This is a genomic window from Mycobacterium sp. (assembly GCF_049673265.1).
Taxonomy (GTDB): Bacteria; Actinomycetota; Actinomycetes; order Mycobacteriales; family Mycobacteriaceae; genus Mycobacterium.
Genome location: NZ_JBATXN010000557.1, coordinates 1 through 14,217, shown reverse-complemented (window position 1 = coordinate 14,217; position 14,217 = coordinate 1). Strand labels below are relative to the sequence as shown.

General features: G+C 63.1%; 14 protein-coding genes and 1 pseudogene. 12 read left to right on the top strand and 3 right to left on the bottom strand.

Translation table 11 applies throughout. The features are described 5' to 3' along the window. The 7 genes and pseudogenes from WBF82_RS18985 to WBF82_RS18955 form a co-directional block, all read left to right on the top strand. A pseudogene (locus WBF82_RS18985) lies at positions 1-652 on the top strand (LLM class flavin-dependent oxidoreductase); the annotation flags it as partial. 20 nt (positions 653-672) lie between these two features. Continuing rightward, on the top strand, positions 673-1,485 hold the full coding sequence (locus WBF82_RS18980; protein WP_424384491.1) for a coniferyl-alcohol dehydrogenase: 813 nt from the start codon (positions 673-675) through the stop codon (positions 1,483-1,485). Between the two features lie 5 nt (positions 1,486-1,490). Further along, positions 1,491-2,480, top strand: a complete 990-nt coding sequence (locus WBF82_RS18975; protein ID WP_424384490.1) for a cyclase family protein — start codon at positions 1,491-1,493, stop codon at positions 2,478-2,480. Positions 2,481-2,494: 14 nt separating this feature from the next. Then, positions 2,495-3,082, top strand: coding sequence for an NADPH-dependent FMN reductase (locus WBF82_RS18970; RefSeq protein WP_424384489.1), 588 nt, complete (start codon positions 2,495-2,497; stop codon positions 3,080-3,082). Next, positions 3,079-3,912: an alpha/beta fold hydrolase gene (locus tag WBF82_RS18965; protein ID WP_424384488.1), complete on the top strand. Its 834-nt coding sequence runs from the start codon at positions 3,079-3,081 to the stop codon at positions 3,910-3,912. Before WBF82_RS18970 ends, WBF82_RS18965 begins: the two co-directional genes overlap by 4 nt. A 181-nt stretch (positions 3,913-4,093) precedes the next feature. Further along, positions 4,094-5,212, top strand: a complete 1,119-nt coding sequence (gene pstS / locus WBF82_RS18960) for a phosphate ABC transporter substrate-binding protein PstS (RefSeq protein ID WP_424384487.1) — start codon at positions 4,094-4,096, stop codon at positions 5,210-5,212. 17 nt (positions 5,213-5,229) lie between these two features. Continuing rightward, positions 5,230-7,146 carry a protein kinase domain-containing protein gene (locus tag WBF82_RS18955; RefSeq protein ID WP_424384486.1) on the top strand — a complete coding sequence of 639 codons (1,917 nt, stop codon included), beginning with the start codon at positions 5,230-5,232 and terminating at the stop codon, positions 7,144-7,146. 4 nt (positions 7,147-7,150) lie between these two features. Here WBF82_RS18955 and pstA read toward each other — a convergent pair whose 3' ends face one another. From pstA to pstS (WBF82_RS18940), 3 genes are read right to left on the bottom strand one after another with little or no spacing between them, the layout of a single operon-like run. After that, positions 7,151-8,056: a phosphate ABC transporter permease PstA gene (pstA, locus tag WBF82_RS18950; protein ID WP_424384485.1), complete on the bottom strand. Its 906-nt coding sequence runs from the start codon at positions 8,054-8,056 to the stop codon at positions 7,151-7,153. Beyond that, positions 8,053-9,021, bottom strand: coding sequence for a phosphate ABC transporter permease subunit PstC (gene pstC / locus WBF82_RS18945; protein WP_424384484.1), 969 nt, complete (start codon positions 9,019-9,021; stop codon positions 8,053-8,055). Before pstC ends, pstA begins: the two co-directional genes overlap by 4 nt. A gap of 15 nt (positions 9,022-9,036) precedes the next feature. Continuing rightward, positions 9,037-10,161 (bottom strand): phosphate ABC transporter substrate-binding protein PstS, encoded by a 1,125-nt coding sequence (gene pstS / locus WBF82_RS18940; RefSeq protein ID WP_424384483.1) that lies wholly within the window; start codon positions 10,159-10,161, stop codon positions 9,037-9,039. Positions 10,162-10,396: 235 nt separating this feature from the next. Here pstS (WBF82_RS18940) and WBF82_RS18935 point away from each other — a divergent pair, with 235 nt between their 5' ends. From WBF82_RS18935 to WBF82_RS18915, 5 genes are all read left to right on the top strand, one after another. After that, the gene (locus WBF82_RS18935; RefSeq protein WP_424384482.1) at positions 10,397-11,212 is read left to right on the top strand and encodes an SDR family NAD(P)-dependent oxidoreductase; all 816 of its coding nucleotides are present in this window, start codon (positions 10,397-10,399) and stop codon (positions 11,210-11,212) included. A gap of 44 nt (positions 11,213-11,256) precedes the next feature. Next, entirely contained in the window at positions 11,257-11,919 is a 663-nt protein-coding gene (locus WBF82_RS18930) for a TetR/AcrR family transcriptional regulator (RefSeq protein WP_424384481.1), read from the top strand. Between the two features lie 21 nt (positions 11,920-11,940). Next, complete coding sequence (locus tag WBF82_RS18925; protein ID WP_424384492.1) at positions 11,941-12,135, top strand: ferredoxin; 195 nt, start codon at positions 11,941-11,943, stop codon at positions 12,133-12,135. A gap of 3 nt (positions 12,136-12,138) precedes the next feature. Next, entirely contained in the window at positions 12,139-13,377 is a 1,239-nt protein-coding gene (locus WBF82_RS18920; RefSeq protein ID WP_424384480.1) for a cytochrome P450, read from the top strand. A gap of 40 nt (positions 13,378-13,417) precedes the next feature. Then, positions 13,418-14,217: amidohydrolase family protein (locus WBF82_RS18915; RefSeq protein WP_424384479.1), on the top strand; the 800-nt coding region annotated here is incomplete at its 3' end.

Sequence of the window (14,217 nt, the reverse complement as noted above, 5' to 3'; positions counted from 1 at the left end):
GGAAAGCGGCGTGCCGATCACCCCGCAGATCAATCCGAACATCCTTGCCATCGGCGGTGATTTGTCGATGATGGTCGCCAAGACCGACGAGCAAGCGGTCGAGCGTCTGGGGATGGGTGGCGGATTTTTCTCGTTCGGGATCATGCACTACTACATGACCGGTATCCACACGCCTGGACGGACCGGAGTGTGGAAGCGCTATCTCGAAGAATGCGAGAAGGACCCGACGCTGGCCTACGGCCCCGGTCGCGGCGCGTTCGGCTCGCCGGCCACCGTTCGAGAGTTCCTGCGCGGCTACGAAGACAGCGGCGTCGACGAGATCATTCTGCTGCTCAACCCGCGCAGCCACGAAGGCACCATGGAATCCCTCGAGCTGATGGGTAAAGAGGTGCTTCCGGAGTTCATCGAGCGCGACGCAAAAGCGGTCGCCGACAAGAAGAAGCGGCTGGCACCGGTGGTCGAAAAGATCGAAGCGCGTCGGCCCGAGTCGACCGCCCCGAAGTTCGACGAGGGCTACTCCTTCGGCGGACTACCCACCGGCCGCGGCGGGAAATTCACCGCGAGCGAGATCCCCGAAGCGATGGCCGAAATCAACGAGGGTCGCGTCCAGGCGGCGCAGCGGGCCAAGGAGCAGAAAGCCCAGCAGCCGTGATAGCGAAAGTTGCCTGAAACTTGGGGCAAATCGAGCAGCTGTGGCGTTACGACGGTCGCCGGGTGGTGGTGACCGGGTGCGCGTCGGGCATCGGGGCTCACGTCGTCCGGCAGCTCACGGAGCTCGGCGCACACGTCGTCGGGTTGGACAAGCATCCGCCGAGCACCGACATCGCGGAGTTTCATGACCTGAACTTGACCGACCCGACGTCCATCGACCGCGCCGTGGCTTCGGTTGGCGGGCAAGTCGATGCGTTGTTCAACATCGCCGGCGTCTCCTCGGGGATCGGCGATCCGCTGCTGGTTGTCACGATCAACTTCCTCGGCTTACGGCACCTCACCGAGGGATTGCTGGGAAACATGGCGCCCGGCTCGTCCATCGTGAGCGTGTCCTCGCTCGCGGCGTCCGGTTATCGGGAGCATCAGCAAGTCGTCGGCGGTCTGCTGCGCACCGACTCGATGGCCGCGGGAATCGACTGGTGTCACCGCCATCCGGACACGCTGGCCGACGGGGGCTACCGATTGTCCAAGGAAGCGATCATCCTGTACACCATGAGAAATACCGCTGCGCTCGGTGCTCGAGGTATTCGCATCAACTGCACCGGACCGGGCGTTACCGAGACTCCGATTCTCGACCAGCTGCGCGCCGCCTATGGTCAGCCGTACCTGGATGACATCCCCAAGCCATTGGGCCGGGTCGCCGAGCCGGACGAGCAGGCGGCGGTCCTGGTGTTCTTGAACAGCAAGGCCGCCAGTTATATTTCGGGCCAAGTGCTCTGGGTCGACGGCGGCAATATCGGTGCCGCAATCGCGCGCGAGCTCGAGGAAGGGTGAGCACTGTGGCCAGCATGACCGACTTTCGCCGGGTCGCGCGCGACGTCTGCAACTGGGGACGATGGGGTGACGCCGACGAGCTCGGCACGCTCAACTTCATCACCGCGGACAAGGTTGCGCAGTCGGCCAGTCTGGTCAAGCACGGCAAGGTATTTCCGCTCGGCGTGGACTTCGGATCGTCGGGCCCGCAGGGCTCATTCAAGTTCCGGCACAACCCGATCCACGTGATGACGATAGACGGCGGCGACGCGCGCTCACTGCCTCGCTACGGCCCGGACTGGGCCAGCAACCCGGGTGCGCAGGAACTAGGAAAATATTTCCAGGACGACCTATTTCGCTTCAACGACGACATGGTCATCATGCCGCTGCAGGCCGCTACCCAGTGGGATGCGCTCTCCCACGTCTACTACGAAGACCAGCTTTACAACGGTTTCCCGGCGGACTCGGTAACCAGCCTCGGCGCGCTTCACTGCGGCATCGACAAAGTCGACTCCAAGGGCATCACCTCGCGCGGTGTACTTCTCGACCTTGTTCGGCATCGCGGCGCAGACACATTTCTTGAGCTAGGCAACCCGATCACCCCGGGCGAACTCGAGGACGTTGCCCGATCCCAGGGCGTTACCGTCGGGCGCGGCGACATCATCTTGATCCGAACCGGCTGGTGGGCAAGGTTTCTGGAAACCGGCAACGGGGGCGAACCCGGCTCCGGCCTGGACTGGCGGTGCGCTTCTTGGCTTCATGACCACGACATCGCGGCGGTGGCCGCCGACAATCTCATGGTCGAAGACCCGATATCCGGGGTGCAGGGAACATTTTTGCCCATGCACATGCTCTGCCTGCGAGACATGGGGCTGATGCTCGGCGAGTACTGGGATCTGACCGCATTGGCGGCCGACTGCGCAGCCGATGGTGTGTATGAGTTCCAGCTGATCGCACCGCCACTGAGAGTCGTTGGTGCGGTGGGATCTCCGGTCAATCCCATTGCAATCAAGTAAAAAGGGACAGGTCGATGTTGACAAAAGGGTCGGGAGGCGACGGGCCGCTGGTGGTGGGCCTCGGCGGAACATTGAGGGCGAACTCGTCGACCGAACGAGCCCTACGGCATTCGCTGGCCGCCGTTGAGCGCCAGGGCGGACGCACCCAGCTCTACTGCGGCGCCGACATCGAGCTACCGATGTACAACCCACACGAACCGGCCCGCACGCCCGAGGCAGTTGCGCTGATCGAGGCGCTGCGCGCCGCCGACGCCGTCATCGTCGGATCGCCCGGGTACCACGGAGGCATCTCCGGATTGGTCAAGAACGCACTGGACTACATCGAGGACATGCGTGACGACTCGCGCGTCTACCTCGACAACAAACCGTGGGGCTGCATCAGCTGTGCCTACGGGTGGCAGGCGGCGGTCGGCACACTAGACCAGCTCCGCGCCGTCGGGCATGCCCTGCGCGCATGGCCGACTCCGCTCGGTGTCGCGATCAACTCCGCGGACCAAATCTGGGACGCGGCAGGCGAACTGGTCGACGCGACCGTCACGAACCAACTGAACCTGCTGGCATCGCAAGTATTGACATTCATGCGATCCGCTCCGATGCCGTGAAAATTCATACCAGAACCGCCGCGGTCGACGGGCTGGCCACCAGCTACCTCGAGTCCGGCGCCGGTGACCCGGTGATCCTGCTGCACGGCGGCGAATTCGGCGTCAGCGCCGAAATCAGCTGGGAGCGAACGATACCTGCGCTTGCCGAGCGATACCGTGTGCTGGCGCCAGACATGCTGGGTTTCGGCCAGTCGGCCAAGGTCATCGACTTCACCGACGGGCGCGGCATGCGGATCCGACACATCGCCCGGTTCTGCGACGCGCTCGGCGTTGACTCCGCGCAGTTCGTCGGTAACTCGATGGGCGCGATCAACTTGCTCACCGACGCCACCTCGGCTTCGCCGGTGCTACCGATGCGCAGCATGGTGGCAATCTGCGGCGGCGGTGAAATCCAACGCAGCCACCACATGGACGCCCTCTACGATTACGACGCGACCGTGCCGGCCATGCGCCGGATCGTCGAGGCACTCTTTCACGATCCGTCCTATCCGGCCGACGACGCCTACGTCCAACGTCGTTTCGAATCGAGCATCGCCCCCGGCGCGTGGGAGGCGCTCGCGGCCGCTCGCTTCCGCAGACCCGGCGCTGCACCGCCGGCGGCCCCGTCCAGCAAACGGGCTTACCAGCAAGTCGGGGTTCCGGCGCTCATCATCGAGGGCGGCTGCGACAAACTTCTCCCGCCGGGTTGGGCGAAGGCGATCGCTGATCAGATTCCTCACGCACGCTCGGCTGTGGTCGAGGCGGCTGGCCACTGCCCGCAAATTGAGCAGCACGGAGTCGTCAACGAATTGCTGCTGGAATTCCTGGCAAGTGTCGATGCAGACGCCTGAGCTGCACCGACGTTACTGAGCGAAGCTCCCTTCGCGGTTAATTGGCAGATTGTTCGCAGGACACACAAAGCCAGCACAAAGCTGACGTTAAAGATTTATTCATCTCTACAGGGTTATCTGTTAACAGTTGGCTCATCGTGCTGTTGCCGAGCCACAGCTGAACGTCAGAGAAGGAACCGTGGTGAAGGTCAACCGATGTGCCGCAGCGCTGAGCCTGCTGGTCGTCGGCGCGCTGGTGCTGTCGGCGTGCGGCAGCAAAGGCAGTTCTGCAACGTCGTCGCCTGGATCCACGCCAGCGGCGGTGCCCGTCGACTGCGGCGGCAAGAAGAAGCTCCAAGCCAGCGGTTCGACCGCGCAGGAGAACGCGATCGAGCAATTTGTTTACGCCTACATCCGGGCCTGCTCGGGCTCCACGCTGGATTACAACGCCGACGGCTCCGGCGCCGGAGTAGAGCAGTTCCTGAACAACGAAACCGACCTGGCCGGCTCCGACAAGCCGTTGGATCCCGGGAAGAATGAGCCCGACCGGGCGCAAGAGCGTTGCGGTTCGCCGGCGTGGGACCTTCCCGCGGTGTTCGGTCCGATAGCGGTCACCTACAACGTCGTCGGCGTGAGTTCGCTGAACCTGGACGGACCAACCACCGCCAAGATCTTCAACGGCAGCATCACCATGTGGAACGACCCGGCCATCAAAGCGCTCAACACGAACGTTAACCTGCCCGCAACGCCGATCAACGTCGTCTTCCGCAGCGATAAATCCGGTACTACGTACAACTTTCAGAAGTACCTCGCGGCCGCATCCGACGGCGCGTGGGGTAAGGGCACCGACGAAAACTTTGACGGTGGCGTCGGGCAAGGCGCCAGCGGAAACGAAGGCACGTCGGCGGCATTGCGGGCAACCGACGGGTCGATCACCTATAACGAGTGGTCTTTCGCGGTGGGCCATCAATTGACCATGGCCCAGATAGTGACATCGGCCGGTCCGGATCCGGTGCGAATCACCACCGACTCGGTCGGCAGAACGATCGCCGGGGCCAAATTCTCGGGGCAGGGCAATGATCTGGTAGTCGACACCTCGTCGTTCTACAAGCCGACCCAGGCCGGTGCCTACCCGATCGTGCTGGCCACCTATGAAATCGTCTGCTCGAAGTATCCGGACTCCGCGACCGGCGCGGCGGTAAAAGCGTTCATGCAGACCACAATTGGTAACGGACAAGCTGGCTTAGACCAATACGGGTACATCCCGATGCCAAGCTCGTTTCAATCGAAACTCGCAGCGGCAGTAGACGATATCTCATGAGAGAAGGAGCATTGAGGGTGACCAACAGCCAGCCGGTTTCACGGGCGGGGTCTTGGTTTGGGCCCTACCGGCTGATGCGGCTGCTGGGCCGCGGCGGGATGGGCGAGGTCTACGAAGCCGAGGACACCCGCAAGGGCCGGGTCGTCGCGCTCAAGCTGATCTCGCCGCAGTTCTCCGACGACCCGATGTTTCGCACCCGGATGCAACGCGAGGCCGCCGCCGCAGGACGGTTGACCGAGCCACACGTCGTGCCGATCCACGACTACGGCGAGATCAACGGCCAGCTGTATCTGGACATGCGCCTAATCGAAGGTGCCAACTTGGCTGCCGTGCTCAAACGCAGTGGGCCGATGAGTCCGCCGCGGGCGGTGGCCATTGTGCGTCAGGTCGCCTGCGCGCTGGACGCCGCGCACGCCAACGGGGTGACGCACCGCGACGTCAAACCGGAGAACATCCTTATTACCGGTGATGACTTCGCCTATCTGGTGGATTTCGGTATCGCCCGCTCGGGCAGCGACCAGGGAATCACCCAAACCGGGATGGCGATGGGCACCTACAAATACATGGCGCCGGAGCGGTTCACCGGCAACGAGGTCACCTATCGCTCCGACATCTATGCGCTGGCCTGTGTGTTGGGCGAGTGTTTGACTGGGTCGCCGCCATTTAGGGCCGACAGCATCGAACGGTTGGTTGCCGCGCATCTGATGGAGACACCGCCGCGGCCCAGCCAGCTGGGGCCCGGACGGATTCCGGCGGCCCTCGACGAGGTGATCGCCAGAGGGATGGCAAAAAGCCCTGAGGAGCGTTACCGCACCGCCGGCGAGCTGGCCAACGCCGCCCTCGACGCGCTGACTGCACCCGAGCTTCACCAAGCCGAAAGCATTCTGCAGCACGGCCAAGACGCCGAGACGATGGTGCGTCCCGCGACGGGCGGCAACGGCGCCGGGGGCTGGCGACCGTCCGCCCCGGTGCTTGTCGGCCCGCCACCGGTGCGCCCACAACCTGCGGCGCAGCCTCCTGACTTCGCACCCAGCGGACCCGCTCGGCCCAGCAGACGCAAGTGGTGGATCCTCGCGGCCGTGGCGTTGGTCCTGCTCGTCGCTATTTTCGGATATCTGGTCCGGCCGCACTCCTCTCCGGCTCCGGCGACGCAAGCCTGCGGACAAAACGTGCTGCCGTTCGATGGGCTGAACTTCCGCCTGTCTCCCGGCGGACTGGCAGTGGATTCCTCGGGCGCGGTGTACGTCACCAACCAAGGCATGTATGGCCGAGTCGTGAAATTGGCGGCCGGGTCGACCACGCCGACGGTGCTGCCGTTCACCGGTCTGTACCAACCCCAAGCGGTGGCTGTCGACGCGGCGGGCGCCACGTATGTCACCGACTTCAACAACAGGGTAGTGATGTTGCCGGCCGGTTCGAACAACCAGACTCAGCTGCCGTTCACCGGTCTCAGTTACCCGGAGGGCATCGCGCTGGATAGCGCTGGCAGCGTGTATGTCGCCGATCGGGGCAATAACAGGGTGGTGAAGTTGCCCGCTGGATCGAACACCCCGATCGATTTGCCGTTTACCGGACTGAACAACCCAGATGGTGTGGCGGTGGACGGCGCCGGCAACGTGTATGTCGCCGACACGGACAACAACCGGGTGGTCAAGCTGGAGGCTGGATCCAGCAACCAGACCGTTCTGCCGTTTACCGGCTTGACTGTCCCGTGGGGTGTGGCGGTGGACGGTGCCGGCAACGTCTACGTCAGTGAACACGACAACAACCAAGTCTTGAAGTTGCCGGCCGGGTCGAATGTTCCTACACCACTTGCAGTTAACGGACTCAACACGCCGTTACAGCTCGCGGTGGACAATGCGGGCAACGTGTACGTCGCTGACCGCGGCAATGACCGTGCGATCAAGTACGTCGTTGCCGGATGTCCCGGGTAGCGGGTCAGCGCCGACGGATCGCGATCAAGCGGTTAGCGGCGGCGGCCACCAAGTAGACCACCGCCACCACGATGATCAACGTCAGTGCGGCGCCCCAAACCCGCAGGAACCCTGCGTGTTCGGGGTTGTTGAGTTCGGTATAGATCAACAGCGGCAGCGATGCCATATTGCCGTTGAAGATATCGAAGTTGATCGCCCGGCTATATCCGACCAGCACCAGCACCGGCGCCGTTTCGCCCATGACACGCGCGATCGCCAGCAGGACGCCGGATATGATGCCCGGCATCGCGATCGGGACGACGATCCGCATGATTGTTTTCCATTTCGGAATGCCCAACGCGTAGCTGGCTTCTCGAAGGTCGTCGGGCACGAGCTTGAGCATTTCCTCAGTCGAGCGCACCACGATCGGCAACATCAGCAATACCAACGCGAGTGACACCGCGAAGGCGCTCTGCTGGAAACCGATTGTGGCGATCCACAGGCTGAAGATGAACAGCGCCGCCACTATCGAGGGCAGACCGGCGAGCACGTCGACCATGAAGCTGGTGACCCGCGCCAGCCGACTGGAACGGTATTCCGCCAAGTACACCGCGGTCATGAATCCCAGTGGTACAGCAAGGATTGCCGCCACCCCAGCCTGCGCCAGCGTCCCGTAAAGGGCGTGATAAATTCCGCCGGAAAACTGCTCCGGTAGCACGCCGCGCAGTGAGTGACTCCACCAACCGGGTTGCGTGATGGCATACCAGCCTCGTTGGACAACGATCCATAACAGCCAGGCCAGTGGTACCAGCGCGATGCCGAACGATGTGACGAAAAGCAGTGCCGCGACGCGGTTTTTGATCCGCCGCCCAGTGCTGATACGCCGAACCGCTACCGCTTTTACCGGAACCTCGAGGGTGGGCGCGCTCATGTCTTAACCGCCCTGCCAACGATCGCGCGGGCGACCGCGTTGACGATGAATGTCAGAACGAACAGTACGAAACCGGCCGCGATATAGGCCCCAGTGGGCAGAGGCTCACTGAATTCGTTTGCCGCAGAGGCGATTTTGGAAGCAAACGTGTAGCCGCCATCGAACAGCGACCAATTCCCGGCGCGCGCTCCCGCGCGCAAGATGATCAGCACCGCAACCGTTTCGCCCAACGCCCGGCCCAGCCCCAGCATCGACGCGGCGACGGCGCCGCTACGACCGAACGGCAGCACGGTCATCCGTACTACCTCCCACTTTGTCGCGCCCAGTGCTTGCGCCGCTTCGATGTGGGGAGACGGGGTCTGCCGGAATACTTCTCGCGAAACCGAGGTGATGATCGGCAGGACCATCACGGCGAGCACGACGCCGGCGGTGAAGATATTGCCGCCGCCGGCTAACGAAACGTCTCCCGCCTTGAACAGAAACAGCCACCCCAGGTCGCGGTTGAGCAAGTCTTCGATCGGCGCGAGTTGCGGTGCCAGTACGAAAATTCCCCACAGTCCGAAGACGATCGACGGCACCGCGGCCAGCAGATCGACTAACGCGCCGAAAGGGCGCGATAGCCTTGCCGGCGCATATTGGGTGAGGAACACGGCGATCCCGATCGCGACGGGTACTGCCAAGGCTAGGGCGAATAGTGAGCTCAGCACCGTCACCATCAACAGATCACGAATACCAAATGCCAGGTGATGACTGTCGGTGGTATCGAACTGCGCGCTGGTGAAGAAGTTGGCGTGGTTGGCGCGCAGCGCCGGGATGGCATGGACCAACAGGAAGATCGCGATCATGCCGATCGCGATCATGATCGTGGACCCGGATAGCGCGGCGACCGACTTGAACAGCCGGTCGCCCCGCCGTGCCTTGGCTCCGTCGTCAGCCGTCAGCGCGGGCGTCGTTACGGTTGACAAAATGCCTCTAGATCATCAAGCGATGGCATTGACTGCCGTTGACAGCCTCGACTTGAACGCGTCGGGAATCGGGATATATCCATTGTCCGCCAAGCCATTCTGGCCCGGACCGATGGTGGTCTGCAGGAATGCCTTTACGGCCGTGCCGACCTGACTGTCGGGGTACTTGGAGCAGACAACTTCATACGTTGCCAACACGATCGGATAGGCGCCCGGCTGCGTCGGCTTGTAGAACGACACGGTGTCGAGCACCAGGTCGTTGCCCTGCCCTTTGATCTTTGCCCCGGCGATGGTCTTGCCGACCGAGTCGGCGCTGATCGCCACCGGATCGGGACCCGCCGACGTTACGATCTTGGCCGTGTTCAGCTTCTGCGCCTGCGCGAACGACCATTCGTTGTAGGTGATTGAGCCCGGAGTGTTCTTGATGGCCGCCGACGTACCGTCGTTGCCCTTGGCACCTTCACCGACGCCGCCGTTGAACGACTTTCCGGTGCCCTTGCCCCACGTACCGTCGGATGCGGCATCGAGGTATTGCTGGAAGTTGTCGGTTGTCCCCGACTGGTCACTGCGGAAGACGACGTGTATGGGCAACGCCGGCAGGGCCGTGCCGGCGTTGAGCGCCGTGACGGCCGGGTCGTTCCACGTCTTGATGGTGCCGTTGAAGATTTTCGCCGCGGTTGGTCCATCGAGGTTCAGCGAGGTCACGCCGGAGACGTTGTAGGTCACCGCGATCGGGCCGAACACCACCGGCAGGTCCCACGCCGGCGAACCACAACGCTGCTGCGCCTTATCATGTTCGTCGGGCTTCAGGGGCACATCCGAGCCGCCGAAATCAGTTTGATTACCAATGAACTCGTTGATCCCTGCACCCGAGCCGTTGGCCGTGTAGTTCAAGGTCTGACCGGAACACGCTTGCTCGAAGGCGTTGACGAAACGGGCCATCGCGTTCGCCTGGGCGGTGGACCCACTGGCTTTCAGCGCTTGCTTTCCGCCGCAACTCACCTTCGCCGCCGAACCAGGCGAACCGGACGTCGTACCACCTTGGCTGCTGGTGTTGTCGTTGTTGTTTCCACACGCGGACAGCATCAGCGCACCGGTTGCCAGCACACTCGCCGCAGCGCTAAATCGATGGAGTTTCAAATCGGTTCCTTTGAATCGGTTGATGACTACTTTCACTGCGCCACCAGGTCAAGACGGACCACGGGATCCTGCCGAGACAGGCGAAGCGTGGTCGTTCCAGGCCAACGCCGTGAGGACTCGAAGTAAACAAATCGCGTCACTAAGCCGAACGTAGCACCAGCATGACGGGGTCTGCGATCATCTGGGTAAATCAATCGCTTGACTTAACCGTTGTTGCGCCGATTAACTCTTCGACATGGTCAACGAACTGGCTGGCATGGTCGCGATTGTCACCGGCGGTGCGTCGGGCCTCGGTGCCGGGGTCGTCGAGAAGTTTGTCGCGGAAGGCGCCCGGGTGATGATCGCCGACCTCGAACGCAACCGCGGTGAGGATCTTGCCGCCGCGCTGGGCCACGACGCGGCCTTCCGGTTGACCGACGTCGCCGATCCCGAGGAGGTCGGGGGGCTCGTCGCGGCTGCCGTGGAGATGTTCGGGCGGCTGGACGTGATGGTGAACAACGCCGGAGTCTCCAGCAGGATGCATCGCAGCTTTCTGGACGACGACCTCGCCGACTTTCACCGGGTGATGTCCGTCAACGTATTGGGCGTGATGGCCGGTACCCGGGATGCAGCCCGGCAGATGGCGTCCAGCGGCGGCGGCTCGATCATCAACGTGTCGTCGATCGGCGGCATCCAGGCCGGCGGCGGCGTGATGACTTACCGCGCGTCGAAGGCGGCGGTCATCCAGTTCACCAAGTCGGCGGCAATCGAGTTGGCGTACTACGACATCCGGGTCAATTGCATCGCGCCCGGCAGCATACCGACGCCATTGCTGGCCTCGTCGGCCACCGGGGAATCCGCGGAGAAGATCGCGCGTTTCGAGCAGACGATTAGGGCGCAGATGCAAGCCGACCGGCCGCTGAAGCGAGAGGGCACTCCCGAAGACGTCGCGGAGGCTGCGCTGTATCTGGCGGGCGACCGATCCCGGTATGTCACCGGGACGGTCATGACGGTCGACGGCGGCACGTCTGCCGGTAAAGCGATCCGCCGTCGCAGCGACCAGCACGATTAAATCAATCGCTTGACTTAATTGGGATCAGGGCGTTGACTGGCCAGGTGACTACCGCGAAAGCCGCGCGCACCGACCGGGCCAGCACGACCCAGGAGGCCATCCTGACCGCGGCCGAGCGGCTGTTCGCCGAGCATGGGGTCTTCGCCGTGTCCAACCGGCAGGTCAGCGAGGCTGCCGGCCAGGGCAACAATGCCGCGGTCGGCTACCACTTCGGTACTAAAACCGATTTGGTGCGGGCTATCGAGCAACGCCATCGCATCCCGATCGAGCGGCTGCGGGAACACATGGTGGCCGAGATCATGCAGTCTGGGGCCGCCGACGATATGCGCAGTTGGGTGGCGTGTCTGGTCCGCCCGCTCACCGATCACTTGGCCGCGCTGGGTAACCCGACCTGGTACGCGCGCTTCGCCGCACAAGTGATGACCGATCCTGCCTACTACAACATTGTGGTCAAGGACGCGCTCACCTCTGAATCGCTGGTTCAGGTGATTGACGGCATCAACCGGTGCCTTCCGGAGCTGCCGGCCGACGTTCGGGCGGAGCGAAACCTGATGGCCCGCAATCTGCTGATGCACACCTGCGCCGACCGTGAAAGGGCAATGGCGGCAAGTACATCCGCGGCTCGTTCGTCCTGGCGGGCCGCGGGATCCGGCCTGATCGATGCGGTCGTGGGACTCTGGCTGGCGCCGGTCACCCCGCACCGGTAAAGAAGCTGGCTGTAGAAAATGATGAAAGTGACTGTGGACCAAGACAAATGCGCATCGTCGGGGAATTGCGTGATGCACGCGCCCGAAATTTTCGATCAGCGCGACGATGACGGAGTCGTCGTTCTGCTGAATGAGAACCCGCCCGCCGATCAGGCTGACAATGCCCGCAAGGCCGCCGCGGGTTGCCCCGCACTGGCCATCCACATCGAGGAGTGAGAAGTGTCCGACACCCTCACCGCAACCGAGGCGGTCTCTGACGTACCGGAGTATCCGATGGGTCGGGCCGCCGGCTGCCCGTTCGCCCCGCCACCGGAGGTGATGGAGCTCGGGGCTGCGCGGCCGCTATCCAAAGTCAAGATCTGGGACGGCAGCACCCCGTGGCTCATCACCGGCTACGACGAAGTGCGGACGTTATTCTCCGATTCCCGCGTCAGCGTCGACGACCGACGGCCCGGCTTTCCGCATTGGAACGCGGGCATGTTGTCGACCGTGCATAAGCGCCCAAGGTCGGTCTTCACCTCTGACGCCGAGGAGCACACCAGGTTTCGGCGAATGCTGTCAAAGCCGTTCACCTTCAAGCGGGTCGAAGGCTTGCGGCCGGTGATACAGCAGATCACCGATGAGCACATTGACGCAATGCTGGCCGGACCGCGGCCTGCGGACATCGTCACCGCCCTCGCGTTGCCGGTCCCGTCGCTGGTCATCAGCCAGCTGCTGGGCGTTCCGTATGAGGACGCCGAGATGTTTCAGCAGCACGCCAACATCGGGCTCGCGCGCTACGCGACCGGCGAGGACACCGTCAAAGGTGCGATGAACTTGAACAAATACCTCGCTCAGCTGGTCCAGGCCAAGATGGAGAATCCGGCCGAGGACGCGGTTTCGGATCTGGCCGAGCGGGTCAAGGCCGGTGAGCTCAGCGTCAAGGAGGCCGCGCAGCTAGGCACTGGCTTACTGATTGCCGGTCACGAAACGACGGCCAACATGATCGGCCTCGGTGTGCTGGCGCTGCTGCAGTACCCAGAGCAGGCGGCCGTGCTGCGCGACACCGAAGACCCGAAAGTCGTTGCGAACGCAGTGGAGGAGCTGCTGCGCTACTTGTCCATCATCCAAAACGGGCAGCGCCGCGTCGCCGCCGAGGACATCGAGATCGCCGGCGAGGTCATTCGGGCCGGTGAGGGAATCATCATCGACCTGGCGCCGGCGAATTGGGATGCCAAGGCATTTGCCGAACCCGATCGGCTTTACCTGCATCGCTCGGGCGCCGGCCAGCACGTCGCGTTCGGCTACGGCAGGCACCAATGCGTCGGCCAACAGCTGGCCCGCGCCGAGCTGCAAATCGTCTTTCACACCCTGCTTCGCCGCATTCCCACCCTGGAGCTTGCCGCGCCGATCGAGGACATTCCGTTCAAGCACGACCGGCTCGCATACGGCGTCTATGAACTGCCGGTGACCTGGTGAATACTGTCGAACAAGTGTGGATCCGATTGGAGGGCCAGTGATGTCGCCTCAAACAAGCAGTATTTCGCTCTATCCGCCCGGAGGGTTCGGCGCACCGAAGGATCGGCACGGCCACGCCGACGGAGTGGGCGTGGGCCTGCCGGAAGGAACCGTGGTTTTCTCTGCGGATAACCACATATCGCTGGCCGACGACATTTTCTACCAGCGTTTCCCGGAAGACCTCAAAGACAAGGCGCCGCGGATCTGGTACGAGGACGGCGCCTACCAAGTCGGGCGAAAAGGGCAGTCGTTCCTGCCGGGCGACTTCAGCGCGGTGCTGATGCAATACGACGACCTGCCCGGCGCGGCAAGTACCAACATCGAGGCCCGGATTCAGGAGCTACGCGAAGACGGCGTCGAGAAGGAGCTGGCGTTCCCCAACGCGATTCTGGCGCTGTTCCACTACCCGGACAAGGAACTTCGCGAGCTGGCATTCCGCATTTACAACGAGTACATCGCCGAGCTGCAGGAGCGCTCCGGTGGTCACTTCTACGGCGCGGGACTGATCAATTGGTGGGATCCGCAAGGCACTCGCCGCACGCTCGCTGAACTGAAGTCGTTGGGGCTCAAGACGTTTCTGCTGCCACTGAACCCGGGCAAGGATGACGACGGCAACATCATCGACTACGGCAGCGTGGGGATGAAACCGGTCTGGGATGAGATCGAGGCCGCCGGGCTTCCGGTCGCCCACCACATCGGCGAGACCCCACCGAAAACACCGTGCCAGTTCAACAGCGTGGTGGTCGGCATGATGATCAACATCGACGGGTTCCGGGAACAGTTCGCGAAGTACATCTTCTC